The following is a 15854-nucleotide window of genomic DNA, read 5'->3' as shown; positions in this document are numbered from 1 at the left end:
TTTACCCCTTTTTAAAGTATTTGTGAATACCGAGGCCTGAACGAGATAAGGCGACCCATGTTGGTCGCCTTATCTTTTGTGTTGCTAAAATGTGATTGTCTTACCAGCGGCGGTCAGAGCGTTGACCATAGTTATCGCGGCGTGGACCACCAGAACTGCGCTGACCTCCTCCCGGCCCGCCCATTGGACGGCGCTGGCCAAAGCCACCACCAGAGCCACGGTCACCGCTGTAGCCGCCACGTGAGCCGCCATTGTCGCGGTCATAGCCACCGCGATCGCGGCCGTAGCCACCGCCACGGTCACCGCCGTAGCCACGGCCGGAACCACCATCGCGATCGCGCATACCGTAGCCGCCACCAGGGCCACCACGGCCAGGACCACGGCCAGGACCACGGCTACCGCGATCCTGCTCCATTTCGGCCTGGGTTGGCATCTCGCCGCTCAAAGCTGCGCGACGGGAAAGATTGACGCGACCCTGTCCATCAACTTCAATCACCATGACGGTGATCTCGTCGCCAACGGAGACGACATCTTCAGGACGCATAACCTGATAGTCGGCCAGCTGCGAGGTACGTACCAGACCCTCTTTACCAGGTAGGATCTCAACGAAACAGCCAAAGTCGACGATACGGCGTACAGTACCGGTGTAGATGTGGCCAACCTCGACCTCTTCGGTCAGGGCACGCACAGCATCCATGGCCTGCTGCATCGACTCGCCAGAGACGGCAGAGATATTCACTGAGCCATCATCCTCGATATCGAGTTTCGCGCCACTATCTTCCTGGATCTTGCGGATAGTTTTTCCGCCTGGTCCGATGACAGCACCGATCTTATCAGGATTGATCTTGATAGTCTGGATACGGGGAGCGAATCCCGATAACTCTTCACGGGGGGCATCGATGGCGTCGAGCATCTTCTCCATGATGAACATGCGGCCCTCGCGCGCCTGCTCCAGCGCCTTAGACATAATCTCGTAGGTGATACCTTTAACTTTGATGTCCATCTGCAATGCAGTGACACCGTCGGCGGTACCCGCTACCTTGAAGTCCATATCACCCAGGGCATCTTCAATTCCCTGAATGTCGCTCATGACGGCCCATTTGCCTTCGCGCTCGCCTTCGCCCGTGATCAGGCCCATCGCCACACCAGCGACCGGAGCATGAATCGGGACACCAGCATCCATCAGCGCCAGGGTTGTACCACAAACCGAGCCCATCGAGGTCGAACCATTGGATGAAAGAACATCCGAAACGGCACGAATGGTATATGGGAATTCGCTCTGAGAAGGAATGATCGCTGCGATCGCACGCTCGGCCAGGGCACCGTGACCAATTTCACGACGGCCAGGTCCGCGTAGAGGCTTGCTCTCACCCGTTGAATAAGGTGGGAAATTGTAGTGGTGCATAAAGCGCTTATTCTCGTTGGCGGCCAGACCATCGAGCACCTGCTCTTCTCCTGGTGAACCAAGTGTGATTACGCTCAAGACCTGTGTCTGCCCACGGGTGAAAATAGCCGAACCATGTGTGCGTGGCAGCAAGCCAACCTCACAATTAATCGGGCGAATCGTTTTCAGATCGCGACCATCGGGCCGCTGGCCATTGTCCAGGATGTTATTGCGGACATAGGCTTTTAGCTCTTTTTCGTAGAAAGCGATAACTTCCTTCAAACGCTCAGGATACTGCTCGCTGAACGAAGTAACCAGTTCCTCTTGTACGAGGCTCAAGGCAGTTGAACGCGCTGTCTTGTCAGGATTGTTGACAGCTGCATCGAAGCGTGGCCGTACAAACTCCGCCACCTTTGCCTGCAACTCTGTATCAACGGGAGGAGGTGCAAATGGGCGTTTTGCCCGATTAACAGCCTGCACCAGCTTCTCTTGCATCTTGATGATGTCTTGCAGGCTCTCATGTCCAAAGCGAACGGCCTCCAGCATCAACTCTTCTGGCAGCTCTTTCGCTCCGGCCTCAACCATCATGACCGCATCAGCGGTACCAGCGATGGCGAGGTCTAATTTACTCTGCTCCATCTGGGATTCGAGCGGATTGATCACAAACTGGTCATCGATATAACCAACGCGAACGGCACCAACAGGGCCAGCAAAGGGGATATCCGATACGCTCAGAGCGGCGGAAGCGCCAACAATACCGAGAATATCATAGTCATTTTCCTGGTCAGCAGAAAGTACAGTGATAACAATTTGGACGTCGTTGCGATAACCTTTGGGGAAGAGAGGGCGGAGAGGGCGATCGGCGAGGCGGCATGCGAGGATTGCATGTTCAGTTGCGCGGCCTTCACGTTTAATAAAACCACCAGGGATCTTACCTGCAGCGTACATACGCTCTTCTACATCAACAGTTAGTGGGAAAAAGTCAATACCTTCACGCGGCTCGTCACTGCCTACCACAGTTACCAAAATTACGGTATCTCCGTAGCGCAACAACACTGCGCCACTACTCTGCTCTGCTACCCTGCCGGTCTCTATGCTCATTACCCGACCGCCGATAACAGCTTCTTGACGGTGAATCATATTTCCTCCGATAAATGGCACCCTATTCTATGCTCTGTCCTGGAATCTTCGTGAGAGCCTTTCACATCCCATACTACGTAAAACTGGGTGCAGTTCTTCTTTACTTATAAGGGTACAACTCTGCGTGCAATCACACTCATACATGCATCTGTTCGTTGTGGTCCGATCCCTGAAACTCTATCACTTACTTCTCTGTGGGGGAATGAATACCCTTGTTCTAGCTCTCTCTCGTTCGTCTCGTTTCTCTCTAACAACTGTCGGATTGGATAAAGCGGAGAAAAATGGAGCAGCGGTCGGGCATAACGTACGGCGCTCGCCATGCTGCGCCGACCGCATCCACAGCAACCTCGAAATTACTGGCGTGCGCCAAGTTTGACGCGGATACCCAGTTTAGCAACCAATGCGCGATAGCGCTCCGGGCTTTTCTTACTGAGATAGGTAAGCAGGCGTCGGCGCTGGCCAACTAGCATGAGCAGGCCCCGACGTGAATGGAGGTCGTGCTTATGAACCTTTAAATGCTCTGTAAGCTGATTAATGCGGCGTGTCAAAATTGAAATTTGTACTTCGGGAGAACCTGTATCGGTCTCATGGACACGGGAATCAGCAATGATCTCTGTTTTTTCTTCAACAGTCAATGCCACGTTTCTAAATCACCTCCAATGTAATTTGGGTGGGAAAAAAGATGCTTCCTGTGCTCAGATTGCTATGTACATGACAATGCTTGCACATTCTGAGTGATTCGGAAGTAGTTGTATACGTTCGCATTATAACATGGATACCTCAGGGGCGCAATGAATGATTCCCCTCGTGCTCTCTCATGCGATCCTGCGTCATGTAAGGAAAGGCACCTCCCCGACATGTTGGTGGACAGGTGGTGAGGTGCCATGGCGGGAAAAGTCTTACTTAACGGTAACTTTAGCGCCAGCTTCTGCCAGTTTGGCAGCGATTTTTTCGGCCTCTTCTTTAGAGACGGCTTCTTTGATGGGCTTTGGAGCCTCGTCAACAACGGCTTTCGCCTCTTTCAGGCCCAGGCCTGTCAGCTCGCGAACAACTTTGATGACGTTGATCTTGTTGGGGCCGACATCTGTCAGGACGGCGTCGAACTCGGTCTTCTCTTCAGCAGCGGCGGCAGGAGCAGCCTCGGCAGCGGCGGCAGGAGCAGCAGCAGCAGCGGAGACTGGAGCAGCGCTCACGCCCCATTTTTCCTGCAGGGTTTTGGTCAGCTCGACGAGTTCGAGTACATTTAACTTCTCAATTTCAGTAATGATATCTTGTACAGCCATGGTTGGTTCCTCCTAATTATTCAGCGGTTGTTCCGCTATTGAGTTGTTCTGAGTGTGCTTGTAACACATAACAAAGATCGCGTAATGGTGCAGTGAGCAGACCGTACGTGTTGGCAAGTGGTCCTTGGAGTGTACCAACGACCTCCGCTTTTGCCTGGTCTTTGCCACCTTTGATTTTGCTAATGCCTTCAATTTCCTGGGGCGTCAATGAACGACCACCAAGAATGGCAGACTTGAGAACTGCAACCTTTGAGGTACTGATGTAGTCAGTGACAGCTTTAGCGGCAGCAACTTCGTCTTCATAACCGAAGGCGACTGCGGTCTGACCGTTGAAGATCTTTTTATCGACGGCAGCCATTTTGTTGCGCTCAGTTGCGATGCGCAGAAGGGTGTTTTTTGCAATCTGGAACTCCACCTTCGCGGCGCGCATCTTTTTGCGCAGATCGTTCATGTCCTTTACGCTCAAACCCTGAGTCTGAACAAGGATAGCGATCGACGCACGACTCAGCTTATCTGTTAACTCCTCAATCTTCCCTGCTTTTGCCTGTGTTGGCATAAGGCGCTCTCCTCCTTTCCTGAAATGGTTGTCAGTTTGATTAACCTTACTCCTGGCTATCTCAAACATTTAAATAGCTGTTCCAGCCCCCAAAGGTTAATCGCTGTACTCGTGTATAAAGGGCAATAAAAAATGCCTTCGATAAACACCGAAGGCCAGGAGAGAACCTCTATTCTGTTGCGGACTCACTCGTACTCTGAGATAGAAATACGCTCGCAGCCGTATGACACGGCCTCGTATGGAGCTAGCGAATAGTTATCCCCTCGGCAAGTCGATCTCAAAGATCGCTTAGGTGCTTGGTGGCACGCTTGCTGTCTTCGGTGATGAATACAATCATCTGGAAAATGTGTGTTTGCACACAGCCCCACTATAATACCACAGCGTTTCCAAATTGTAAACTCCCTAACTTCACCGCCTGCGGCGAAATTGAGGAGGGAGTTTGTAATGAGTGAGGTATGGCAAAACACGGCGCCCGGCGCCGTGTTTTGCCATACCTCATAATAAAAAAGGGTGGGCGGGCGCGAAGCGCCCGCCCACCGCCAATGGCGTAATGAGATTTATACCTGTGGCTTCAAGGCTGTCGCGGCTGCCACTTCCAGGCGAATGCTGGGTGACATCGTCGACGTAAGAACCACACTCTTCACATAAGTACCTTTGGCACCAGAAGGGCGTGAGCGCACAACCGCGTCCATGATAGAGGAGATGTTCTGCATCAGAGCCTCTTCACTGAACGAAAGCTTGCCTGCAGGGATATGCAGCAGTGCGGTGCGGTCGACTTTAAATTCGACACGACCAGCTTTTACCTCGCGGATCGTCTTAGCCAGATCAAAGGTAATGGTGCCAGCTTTTGGGCTTGGCATCAGGCCTCGGGGTCCCAGCTTTTTACCGAGACGACCAACTTTACCCATCACATCAGGGGTCGCGATGGCTACGTCAAAGCCCAGCCAGTCGCCCTCAATCTGTTTGATGAGATCATCAAGGCCAACAATATCAGCGCCGGCGGCTTCGGCTTCGATCGCCTTTTCGCCCTGTGCGAAGACCAGCACTTTAACTTCTTTACCGGTGCCAGCGGGCAGCATAGCTACACCGCGCACCATCTGATCAGCGTGGCGTGGATCGACACCAAGCTTCATGTGGACTTCGACTGTCGGATCGAATTTGGTATAGTTAAGCTTTTTGAGGAGTGAAACAGCTTCTTGTGGCTGGTACAGCTTCTCGGAATCAACCAGTTTGGCTGCTTCCAGATATTTTTTTCCGTGTGTTTTTGTTGCCATTATTTGTTGCCCTCCTTGAGGCAATTAACCGCAGTGACTTTCGGGCCGGGTCTACTCGATGGTGACACCCATGCTGCGTGCAGTACCTTCTATTGTTCTCTCAGCTGCCTCAATTGTGTTGACGTTGAGGTCTTTCATCTTCAGCTCAGCGATCTCGCGCAACTTGGTGCGATCGATGGAGCCGACTTTGGTTTTGTTTGGTGTCGGAGAACCTCCAGCGATACCTGCGGCTGACTTCAGCAGATCAGGCACCGGTGGGGTCTTGGTAATGAATGTAAACGAGCGATCTTCGAAAATGGTGATCTCAGCAGGGATGACCATTCCAGTCTGATCCGCGGTACGTGCATTGTATTCCTTACAGAACATCATCAAGTTGATGCCGTGAGGACCAAGCGCGGTACCGATTGGGGGGGCTGGGGTTGCTTTCCCGGCCGGGATCTGCAGCTTTACTACAGCTTTAATACGCTTTGCCATGTTTGTTCAAACTCCTCAAAAATGGGTCTTTCTCTGACTGGTTGGTGCTCTGGTTAGATTTTCTCAACCTGGAGGAAATCCAGCACCACCGGGGTCTCGCGACCAAAAAACGATACCAGCACAGTCACTTTATTACGATCCATATTAATATCGTTGACAGTGCCAATAAATTCTTCAAACGGGCCATCTATCACACGTACACTCTGACCTTTGGTGAAGCTGACCTTCGCCTTGGGCTTTTCGGTCTCTTCGGTGACCTGTTTTAAGATCGACCGAACCTCGTGCTCTTGTAATGGAACGGGGCGTGTCCCAGAACCTACAAAGCTTGTGACTCCAGGCGTGTTACGGACGACATACCAGGCTTCGTCGCTCATAATCATCTCAACGAGTACGTAGCCGGGAAAAACCTTGCGCTGTACTGTGCGTCTCTGACCCTGTCTAATCTCTACCTCTTCTTCCATCGGTACGATGACACGAAAAATTTTGTTTCGCATGTCCATCGATGCGATGCGTGCCTCGAGGTGACTTCTTACTTTGTTTTCATAGCCCGAATATGTATGGATAGCATACCAGGCACGTTTCTCCTCGGGCTGCCTTTTCTCACCGGTACGTTCAGTAACCACGGCATTTCCCCTTATGATTTCCAGGTGACGAAGCTACTTACCACCGATAACAAGTATGAAGAGATGATAAAGCCCGAAATCGACTAAGGATAAGAGCCCTCCTAGAATAACCGATATGATCACGACCATGATGGTCATGCTTCGAGCTTCTTCGAAGGTTGGCCAGGTCACCTTGTAGCGCAGCTCGTAGTATGCGTCATACACAAAGCGACCAATCTGATTATTGCGCGCACGCGCAAAAAGAGAAGATCCCTTGGAAGTACGCCGAGCTGCTGTTTTGTTCGTTGATTTCATGGTGGCAGACTCACGTCGTTCTTCGCGGGCCGAAGTCTTGGCGGCTTTTCCTGTTGTTTGCGCACGCTCTTGCGGCTTCACTTCAGTTACCTGACTTCGGCTGACATTTTTTCTTCTGTCAGTCATGTTCTTAGCCACGTTCAACCTTTCTGATCAGTAGCGATCGCACCTAGTTCAACGTACGAGTTGAAGTATACAATCTGCCTTCTTACTTGGTCTCACGATGAGCTGCAGGCTGTCGACATGTGTTGCAATACTTGCGGAGCTCCATGCGCTCAGGATTGTTTTTCTTATTTTTCGAGGTGGTATAGTTGCGGCTTTTGCAGATTGTGCAAGCCAATGTTACCACGATACGATTCTCTTTACTTTTAGCCATTATCTTCTCCGTTTAGAGTTTGGGTTTGGCTTGCTGCATGCTCAGGTAGTCGTCGTTGTTGGTTATCTTTTTAGAGACAGCTATGGGCGCAAGATCCTTGCGCCCATAGTGCGTCGTTCTATAACCTTAGTTGATCACCTTTGTGCAGATACCAGCACCAACGGTGCGGCCACCTTCACGGATGGCGAACTTCACGCCTTCTTCCATGGCGACCGGCTGGATGAGTTCAACTGTCATTTCGATGTTGTCGCCAGGCATAACCATTTCCACACCCTCGGGCAGCTTGATCGCGCCGGTTACGTCCGTGGTACGGACATAGAACTGAGGACGATAGCCGTTAAAGAATGGTGTATGGCGGCCACCCTCTTCTTTGGAGAGGACGTACACCTGGGCCTGGAAGTTCTTGTGGGGTTTGATCGAACCGGGCTTGGCCAGCACCTGACCGCGCTCGATGTCGGTACGCTCAACGCCACGCAAGAGACATCCAACGTTATCACCGGCCATACCGGAGTCAAGTGTCTTCTGGAACATCTCAACACCAGTCACGACCACGGAACGGATGTCTTCATGAATACCAACGATCTCGATGGTGTCGCCGGTTTTGACGACGCCGCGCTCGATACGACCGGTCGCCACCGTACCGCGACCTTTAATACCGAAGACGTCTTCCACAGGCATCAAGAATGGCTGATCGGTAGGACGTGGTGGGGTTGGGATGTACTCGTCGACCTGGTCCATCAAATCCCAGATGCATTTGGCAGCGGGGTCGTTGCGGGACAGGTCGCCTTTGCTCTCAAGAGCACCCAGGGCCGAACCACGAATGACGGGGATGTCGTCGCCAGGGAACTGGTTCTTGGAGAGCAGTTCGCGTACTTCCAGCTCAACCAATTCCAGCAGTTCTTCGTCATCCATCATGTCAACCTTGTTGAGGAAGACCACCATGGAAGGCACTTCTACCTGACGAGCAAGCAGTACGTGCTCACGGGTCTGAGGCATTGGGCCGTCTGGGGCACTTACCACAAGAATAGCGCCGTCCATCTGAGCGGCACCAGTAATCATATTTTTAATGTAGTCAGCGTGACCAGGGCAGTCGACGTGCGCATAGTGGCGCTTCTCGGTCTCATACTCCAGGTGAGCGATCGAGATGGTGATACCACGCTCGCGCTCTTCGGGAGCTTTGTCGATCTGGTCAAAAGCCGTATATTTGGCAAGCTGAGCAGCAGCTAACACTTTGGTGATAGCTGCAGTCAGGGTCGTCTTACCATGGTCAATGTGTCCAATGGTGCCAATGTTCACATGCGGCTTTGTTCGCTCGAACTTTTTCTTCGCCATTTCCTACTGTGGCTCCTTCTGCAATCCTGCTTACGATCAGATCAGATAGCAATGGGTATAGACATGCAGCAGCCGCCCCCTGTATCTGATCGCCAAACAACGTTAAAACTTCCCTATGGGGAGATGAACGGGAGTTGACGATCAATCAGAAGACGGCAGCAAGATCTTTATTTACTTAAAATCTACACGCGGAATTCATGAGTGTGGGCTGTGAACGTGAAGAACGTCGAGCCCACTCATCATATAGAAACCACGGAAGCCCGTGATGGGACTTGAACCCATGACCTCATTCTTACCAAGAATGTGCGCTACCTCTGCGCCACACGGGCCTGATACTACCAATACCTGGAGTCATTGATAGTGGTGGGCAGTGGAGGATTCGAACCTCCGAAGCTCGCGCAACTGATTTACAGTCAGTCCCATTTGGCCACTTTGGTAACTGCCCCTATTTTGTCAAACACTCCGGTTCCTCTGAGTGATCGTTCTGAGTGATCAACGCCCACATTATAGCCGACCCAATCAGTTGTGTCAACACCTTTTCTCGTCTTTTTTTTAAGTAGTCATTAAATTGATAAATTTATCTCCGTCTGATCGATTAGAGGAAAATCATTGCCAAAAGCATTGCGTCTTGCCTAAATTGCTGGTATAATCTCCAACGTTGGAGAAATTCATAACACCTCATGCCTCTCAATCGTATGGGCATAGCTAGCCAGGGTTGATTGGTGTTCACAGTTGCTCTATAATTGAGCAGCATGCGGTTTTTCCGCTACCCAATGTATGAGTAATCTGTTTGGATTTAGGAATAAGAGGTAGCTTCTATGGCGACGAATTGTGACTTCAGCCGTTCTTCCTTACTTAGTGAGCAGTATCAGCGTGAAATGGAACTTATCGCTGTTGCATTACAAGAAGAGACTCAGGATGAACGTGATGAGCGTCTTTGTCTCGTCGCTCAGTCTTGGGCTTTGACTTCAGCTTGCTTCCATGCTCAGCTTGAGACCAGTGACGTTCCGTCCTATTCGCCGGTTGCTCTTGTTCGTCCGTAGTTTTCTAGTGAAGATGTGTCAGTTTAATTGCCATGCCTCATCCTCCTGAAATTGCACCGGAAGCTCTTACCTACCTTACACCTGTGCAGTTTGGCATGGTGTACTGGGTGAATTTCGGTTATTCATCTCTCCCTCCTGGGATTGAAGAGAAGCGTATCTTGGATTGGCACCCCGCTCTGGTAGTGTCTGGCGATCCTTTCTGTCGTCACGCGGGGGCTGTGAATGTTGTCGCTTTGACTTCGTATCGTGGGAAACTGCGCCCATATCATCATCTTCTCCTTAAACGCGATTATCCTTTACTCGATACTGATAGCCTGGTGAAAACAGAGTTGATGTATCCTATCCTTCGTACCTTGTTGGCTGATCAGTATGCTATTTGCCGTCTCAATGATGCTGATTTACGGGCCATAATGGGGAAAGTGGCGAATAGCCTGGCGATTACGATGTTCTACTCTTTACATTAGTTTCATTAGCTACCTTCGTTTCGTTGTGTACCGATAGATACTTGCTTATGACTCTAGATCAGAATCAGTTTCGCTTACTCCCTTCCGTCGATGAGCTGCTGCATACTCCACAAGGAGAGACGCTGGCTCAGACTTTTTCCCATGCCCTGGCCGTTAGCGCGCTGCGTTTGAGCATATCCCAGGCACGCGATGCCATCCGGGCGGGATCTCCCTGTCCTTCTGCTGAGTCTTTGTTGCTCGCGGCTGAACTACAGCTTCAGCAACAGTTCCATCCCCAACTGCGCCCACTGATTAATGCGACTGGTGTTATCATTAATACCAATCTGGGTCGAGCACCCTTGAGCCAGGCCGCTTTACAGGCTGTCCAACAGGTTGCTGGCGGCTATTCTAATCTTGAGTATGATGTTGAGCTGGGGGCGCGTGGATCACGCCATGTGCATGTCGGTGCTCTTTTGCGTGCGTTGACTGGAGCTGAGGCGGCTTTGGTGACTAATAATAATGCCGCTGCTGTGCTGTTGGGATTAAGTGCTCTGGCTATGGGACGCGAGGTGGTGATTTCACGCGGACAACTGGTTGAGATTGGGGGCGGCTTTCGCGTTCCCGATGTGATGCGCCAGAGCGGTTGCCATCTGGTGGAAGTAGGAACGACGAATCGGACACGTCTTGCTGATTATGCTGCGGCCCTTACGGAGCGTACAGCGGTACTTTTGTCTGTCCATCCCAGTAATTTTTTGATCACTGGCTTTACCGAGTCTACTTCGATTGCTGCTCTGGCTGAACTGGCTCACGAACGGGGATTGCTGGTGATGGATGATCTTGGTAGCGGTTGTCTGCTGGATTGTGAAAAATATGGCCTGGCCCATGAGCCAACGCCACAGGAGAGCCTGGCAGCGGGGGCCGATCTGGTCTGTTTTTCTGGCGATAAGCTTTTGGGTGGGCCCCAGGCTGGAATCCTGTTGGGCAAGGCTGAGGTGATTGCGCGCCTGGCTCGCCATCCTTTGATGCGCGCTGTGCGCATCGATAAGATGACGCTGGCGGCGCTGGAGACTACGTTGCGCCACTACCAGCGCGGTGAGGCTGAGACACAGATTCCTGTCTGGCGCATGATTGCGACTAAACCTGAAAAAATTGCGCGCCGTGCCGCTGACTGGGCCCATCGGTTGACTGTTCAGGGGCTCCCTGTCCATACACAGCCTGGACAATCGACCATTGGTGGGGGATCTTTGCCGGGTGAAACATTGCCCACTACATTGCTGGCTTTGGATGCCGCTTCTTTTCCTCTCTCCTTGGAGACCATTTCACAGCGTTTGCGCTCTCATCGCACTCCCATTATTACTAGAATCTCGCGCGATACGCTTTACCTCGATCCTCGTACGGTGCTAGAAGAGCAAGACTCAGAGATTATTGATGCTCTGCGCGCTGTCTTATCTTAGAATACCCTTTAGAAGATAGTGTTTGATTCTTATGGTGATGGGAATTCGTGTGCTCCCTTGTGGGCGTCCGCATGCGCGGCCGCACGTTTTTTATAGGTTGGTGTAAAAAGCACGCTGTGCGCGCTTTTTACACCAACCTATAAAAAACCTTTTGAGCGCTGTAAGCGCGTAGCGTCAGGGGCCGAAGGCACAAAAAGTGCATTTTTCAAACACGCGCTTAGCGCTCTTCTCCTGTATAGATGCGTACATAGCTACGGTAGCGGCGCTCATGGATGAGCCCGTCGTTGACTGCCTGGCGAATGGCACAGCCCTCTTCGTCCAGGTGGGCGCAATCTCCATAAAGGCATTCACCCAGATAAGGACGGAACTCGACAAAGCACCAGGCCAGTTCTTCTGGAGTAATATTCCAGGCGGCCAGGGCGCGAATACCAGCCGAGTCGGCCAGCCAGCCACCTGCCGAGAGCGGATAGAGCTGCGATCCGGTCGTTGTGTGTTTGCCTTTCCCTGTGGCGTCGCTTACCAGTCCTGTGCGAATGGCCATACCTGGCTCGATTGCATTGACCAGTGAAGATTTACCTACGCCAGAGGGGCCTGTAAACAGAGTGGTGTGATTTTTCAATAGGTCGTGCAGTTGATCAATGCCTTGTTGGGTCTGAATGCTGGTAAAGATGACTTGATACCCTAGCTGGCTGTACAGCTTTGCTTCTTCTTCAATATAACTACTATGAGGGAGGTCGGCCTTATTAATACAAATTACCGGGGAGAGCTGTGCTGACTCACAAATGGTAAGGTAACGATCTAGCAGGCCAAAGTGTGGCTCCGGTTGCGCCGTTGCGAATACGACGACTACCTGGCTAAGGTTGGCAAGCAAGGTTTGCTGAACCAGTCTTTTGGCGGTTGAGCCGGCATCCATACGCGAAAGCTCGCTTTTACGCGGCAGAATTTCCTCAATTAGACCTGTTGTCTCGTCGAGACGGCGTATTTTGACATAGTCCCCAACCGAAAGTCGGGTCGGGGGAGCATTTTCGCTGCTGTCGCGTTTCTCTATGCGTTCAACGCGTTCCGTTTGATTCTGTGTATCGTATTTGTTGTTGCGTTGTTGACTTTGACGAGTTTTTCCTACGGGTTTGGCTGCGTTGGCCTGTGCGAATGCTTTCTTGAGTTTACCTCGGAGCGTACAGCGCAAGATACCATCATCGGTATGAACATCATAAATGCCATGTGCGCCGTTGAGGACCATGCCGGTCAGTTGTGCCGGGTTATTAATCAATGCTATATTCCCTCCACAGAGAATAAAAAAACACGGTTTGAACAGTAACAATCTTGCTGTCTGCCGTGCTGGAGGGAGCGGAGCGAACCATGCCTCGTGTGTTGCGTTAGTCAGGCACTCCGCATCGCTGGGGGATACCGGGGACCTGGCTATGTGGTTTTCGCCCTTTACCCTCGTGCAGGGTAGACAAGGTGCATGTAGGCACTATCGGTGAGTAAGTGATCCTGGCCATAAAACTGCACCTCCTTCAACTGGACGAGCCAGAATTTGAAAAAACAGTATTCTTTTAAGAGCATACTAGAATACTTATACGTTTGTCAATGAGCAAAGGTGACAGGATTTTCGCCGTTTTTCCTGGCCTCCAGGCATGATATTCCTATCTGCTTTTGCGTAATTATAATTACTTAACATTCCTGGCTATATCACCGATCCTTAATCTAATTATTTAAACACTACTTGACATTCTGAAAGGATTATAGTATTCTATGGAAGTTGTCGCGGGATAGAGCAGTGGTTAGCTCGTCGGGCTCATAACCCGGAGGTCACAGGTTCGAATCCTGTTCCCGCTACCAGTGCTATTGCACTTAAAATCATTATCGCGGGATAGAGCAGTGGTTAGCTCGTCGGGCTCATAACCCGGAGGTCGCAGGTTCGAATCCTGTTCCCGCTACCAGTGCTATCGCACCTGAAATTACTAACGCGGGATAGAGCAGTGGTTAGCTCGTCGGGCTCATAACCCGGAGGTCACAGGTTCGAATCCTGTTCCCGCTACCAGAACTCCTCCCATATATCCTATGGAAGGAGTTCTTTTTATGCTTGCCCTCCGGTTGGAACATACTTGCACGCAATGGAGATCTTTCATTCTCTGGAATAAGCATCATCAGTAATAAAAAAAGAGCTATTGCCATCATGCTTTTTAAGTATGCTTTCTTTAATACAGGGCTATCAGTACTCGATTGGCCCATCCAGGGCTTCTCTGAGGGTTACTCCTGCCATACCAATTTCCCGCGTCAGATTGTCCAGGTATTTTTGTACGCCATAGATGCGCTCCATTAGACGGATCGTGCCATGTTCCTGGCATTGCTCGATGCATTCTACGGCCAGCTCTACACCACTATGTAACTCACCTCCCCGTACCAGCGCCATGGCGCGTGCCGTCTTAAGTAATATTTCCCAGTGCTTGGTCGGCTCTAGACTTTGTTCGGCCTTATCCAGGTACTCTAAAGCCTTTTGCGTTTGCCCCAGCTGGCTGTAGCTGCGACCATACTCCTCATAAACTGTACCCAGGCTATATTGTCCGCAGGTACTATTGTGTTGCGGATCAATTTGATAGGATAATTCTTCGGCTTCGGCCATCATGTGCTCAAAATCATCCACGCGACCGGCGCGTAGATATGCACGACCTAGCAGTTGCACGCCATTGCCTCTGGCGGCCACGTCCGCCCTGGGCGTTGTATCGCGGGCTGCCTCCAGGTAAGTAATTCCTTTAGGAATATCCCCACCTCGGCAGTACATATCTCCTTCGTAGGTCAAAGCGATATTTAATAGCGTATCATTCGCAATGATACGCGCCACCCGCTCCATTTCTCGATAGTGATTAAGCGAATAGGATGCTTCATTCGCACGTGTAACGACTGACTTGACATAGCCTGCCAGGTGAAGAGCCTGCGCCAGCTTTTGTAACAGAATGGGATTCTCAGTGGTAATCTGTGCGTTGAGATCCTGGAGGAGTTTCTCGATCAGGCTATTTGCTTCATAGCTACGAGCTACGTTGATCAATTCCCAGACATGGTTTAAGACAGAGTCAATATGATCTACGGTCAATACTGTATATGTAGATCTGGCAATGCCCAGGCGTTCTGGTTCAGCTCCTAACAACGTGGCGATGCGCCGTAATTCCCGCACATCATGGAGCAAGGTATCTCCGCTTTCCCACCTGCGTAGGGTACGTACATCAACAGATAAATCATTGGCTAGCTGTTCCTGCGTCAATGTATATTTATCGCGATATTCGCGTACAAGTTGAGCTAATGGGGAATTGCTGCGACTTCTTTTTGTATGTAGTGACATCGCGTGTCCTCTTCCTACCTTCTACCTATCCACACCAATAAGCGATGGATGTCCTGTAAAAATGGATTTTTTTAGTTTAATACTGTATATTGGAAGCTTTTCCTAGTATATCAAGTTTATTGGGCTTTTGACAATACCATTAGGAAGAAAGGAGCCAGGGCTATGGGTGAATGTCGAAGTGAGGTGGCAAGGCTTAGAGAACAAATAGAAACAATATGTTGTGCCATGAACCAGATGTTATCCGGGTATGCGATCACTGCCAGGCACGACATAATTAACCATAGATATAGCACACTGGGTTCATATCAAGAAGAACTTGAAACATTTGTCGGGGAACAGCGAGCACTAGAAATCGTAATTGAAACGTATAACCGCATTGTACGCTAGCTGTCCCAGTCTAAATACACTATATCTCAATTTTTTATCACCTTTCAACTTAAAGTAAAAAGCACGACACGGGAAGAACCAATGAATTTTGTCAATCGGACAAAATTCATCCAATAACCCCTTGCATCCTATTGATAGTCGTGATATTATAAGGGCCGTAACGAAATGGCAGCCAAAACCCTGCTAATCCAAGGAACTGTCTTTCATGGCGGCGTAGCTCAGTCGGTAGAGCAAGGGACTCATAAGCCCTGTGTCACAGGTTCGATTCCTGTCGCCGCTACCATCACCCTCGATCCACTCAATAAGTGGATCGAGGGCTTTTTTTGCTTTATGGCGTGATCTACCAATGATGAACAGCGATAGTTCCCTGCTTTTATGAGATTGAGCGCGCAGCAATGCTAGCAGTTACCGCACCAGGGGTAAAATCGCTGTATAAGAAGAAAGAGGTACA

The 15854-nt window shown here is 50.7% G+C and carries 15 protein-coding genes and 6 tRNA genes; 7 read left to right on the top strand and 14 right to left on the bottom strand.

Features of this window, described 5'->3' with window-relative positions; genetic code table 11:
- Nucleotides 1-100: 100 nt before the first annotated feature.
- From JMI88_RS23070 to JMI88_RS23015, 12 genes are all read right to left on the bottom strand, one after another.
- Complete coding sequence (locus tag JMI88_RS23070) at nucleotides 101-2536, bottom strand: polyribonucleotide nucleotidyltransferase (protein ID WP_444542384.1); 2436 nt, start codon at nucleotides 2534-2536, stop codon at nucleotides 101-103.
- Between the two features lie 341 nt (nucleotides 2537-2877).
- On the bottom strand, nucleotides 2878-3165 hold the full coding sequence (gene rpsO / locus JMI88_RS23065; protein WP_201364320.1) for a 30S ribosomal protein S15: 288 nt from the start codon (nucleotides 3163-3165) through the stop codon (nucleotides 2878-2880).
- Nucleotides 3166-3423: 258 nt separating this feature from the next.
- Complete coding sequence (gene rplL, locus JMI88_RS23060) at nucleotides 3424-3807, bottom strand: 50S ribosomal protein L7/L12 (protein WP_201364319.1); 384 nt, start codon at nucleotides 3805-3807, stop codon at nucleotides 3424-3426.
- Nucleotides 3808-3823: 16 nt separating this feature from the next.
- Nucleotides 3824-4363: a 50S ribosomal protein L10 gene (gene rplJ / locus JMI88_RS23055; RefSeq protein WP_201364318.1), complete on the bottom strand. Its 540-nt coding sequence runs from the start codon at nucleotides 4361-4363 to the stop codon at nucleotides 3824-3826.
- A 557-nt stretch (nucleotides 4364-4920) separates the two neighbouring features.
- Complete coding sequence (gene rplA, locus JMI88_RS23050; protein ID WP_201364317.1) at nucleotides 4921-5637, bottom strand: 50S ribosomal protein L1; 717 nt, start codon at nucleotides 5635-5637, stop codon at nucleotides 4921-4923.
- Between the two features lie 51 nt (nucleotides 5638-5688).
- Entirely contained in the window at nucleotides 5689-6111 is a 423-nt protein-coding gene (gene rplK / locus JMI88_RS23045) for a 50S ribosomal protein L11 (RefSeq protein WP_201364316.1), read from the bottom strand.
- A 53-nt stretch (nucleotides 6112-6164) separates the two neighbouring features.
- Nucleotides 6165-6734: a transcription termination/antitermination protein NusG gene (gene nusG / locus JMI88_RS23040; RefSeq protein ID WP_201364315.1), complete on the bottom strand. Its 570-nt coding sequence runs from the start codon at nucleotides 6732-6734 to the stop codon at nucleotides 6165-6167.
- Between the two features lie 33 nt (nucleotides 6735-6767).
- Nucleotides 6768-7154, bottom strand: a complete 387-nt coding sequence (secE, locus tag JMI88_RS23035; protein ID WP_201364314.1) for a preprotein translocase subunit SecE — start codon at nucleotides 7152-7154, stop codon at nucleotides 6768-6770.
- An 82-nt stretch (nucleotides 7155-7236) separates the two neighbouring features.
- Nucleotides 7237-7404, bottom strand: a complete 168-nt coding sequence (gene rpmG, locus JMI88_RS23030; RefSeq protein ID WP_236023017.1) for a 50S ribosomal protein L33 — start codon at nucleotides 7402-7404, stop codon at nucleotides 7237-7239.
- Nucleotides 7405-7530: 126 nt separating this feature from the next.
- Complete coding sequence (gene tuf, locus JMI88_RS23025; protein ID WP_201364313.1) at nucleotides 7531-8736, bottom strand: elongation factor Tu; 1206 nt, start codon at nucleotides 8734-8736, stop codon at nucleotides 7531-7533.
- Between the two features lie 257 nt (nucleotides 8737-8993).
- A tRNA-Thr gene (locus JMI88_RS23020) sits at nucleotides 8994-9065 on the bottom strand.
- Between the two features lie 32 nt (nucleotides 9066-9097).
- Nucleotides 9098-9181: transfer RNA gene (locus tag JMI88_RS23015), tRNA-Tyr, on the bottom strand.
- Nucleotides 9182-9554: 373 nt separating this feature from the next.
- Here JMI88_RS23015 and JMI88_RS23010 point away from each other — a divergent pair.
- Genes JMI88_RS23010 through selA form a run of 3 tightly spaced genes read left to right on the top strand, consistent with a single transcriptional unit; the run spans nucleotide 9555 to nucleotide 11676 of the window.
- Nucleotides 9555-9779, top strand: coding sequence for a hypothetical protein (locus JMI88_RS23010; RefSeq protein WP_201364312.1), 225 nt, complete (start codon nucleotides 9555-9557; stop codon nucleotides 9777-9779).
- A 32-nt stretch (nucleotides 9780-9811) separates the two neighbouring features.
- On the top strand, nucleotides 9812-10243 hold the full coding sequence (locus tag JMI88_RS23005; RefSeq protein ID WP_201364311.1) for a type II toxin-antitoxin system PemK/MazF family toxin: 432 nt from the start codon (nucleotides 9812-9814) through the stop codon (nucleotides 10241-10243).
- A gap of 47 nt (nucleotides 10244-10290) precedes the next feature.
- Nucleotides 10291-11676: an L-seryl-tRNA(Sec) selenium transferase gene (gene selA / locus JMI88_RS23000; protein WP_201364310.1), complete on the top strand. Its 1386-nt coding sequence runs from the start codon at nucleotides 10291-10293 to the stop codon at nucleotides 11674-11676.
- Between the two features lie 217 nt (nucleotides 11677-11893).
- Here the strand turns inward: selA and rsgA are convergent, their stop codons facing one another.
- On the bottom strand, nucleotides 11894-12946 hold the full coding sequence (gene rsgA, locus JMI88_RS22995; RefSeq protein ID WP_201364309.1) for a ribosome small subunit-dependent GTPase A: 1053 nt from the start codon (nucleotides 12944-12946) through the stop codon (nucleotides 11894-11896).
- A gap of 496 nt (nucleotides 12947-13442) precedes the next feature.
- On the opposite strand from rsgA, the gene JMI88_RS22990 reads away from it, so the two are divergent.
- The 3 genes from JMI88_RS22990 (at nucleotide 13443) to JMI88_RS22980 (ending at nucleotide 13720) form a co-directional block, all read left to right on the top strand.
- Nucleotides 13443-13518 (top strand) — tRNA-Met (locus tag JMI88_RS22990).
- A 25-nt stretch (nucleotides 13519-13543) separates the two neighbouring features.
- A tRNA-Met gene (locus JMI88_RS22985) sits at nucleotides 13544-13619 on the top strand.
- 25 nt (nucleotides 13620-13644) lie between these two features.
- Nucleotides 13645-13720, top strand: a tRNA-Met gene (locus JMI88_RS22980).
- Nucleotides 13721-13891: 171 nt separating this feature from the next.
- Here JMI88_RS22980 and JMI88_RS22975 read toward each other — a convergent pair.
- Complete coding sequence (locus tag JMI88_RS22975; RefSeq protein ID WP_201364308.1) at nucleotides 13892-15016, bottom strand: helix-turn-helix domain-containing protein; 1125 nt, start codon at nucleotides 15014-15016, stop codon at nucleotides 13892-13894.
- A gap of 594 nt (nucleotides 15017-15610) precedes the next feature.
- Between JMI88_RS22975 and JMI88_RS22970 the strand changes: the two genes are divergently transcribed.
- Nucleotides 15611-15686 (top strand) — tRNA-Met (locus tag JMI88_RS22970).
- The last annotated feature ends 168 nt before the right edge of the window (nucleotides 15687-15854 follow it).

Source organism: Dictyobacter formicarum, from assembly GCF_016587435.1.
The sequence above is the reverse complement of the archived record's forward strand: the minus strand, read 5'-3'. Positions and strand labels throughout refer to the sequence as shown.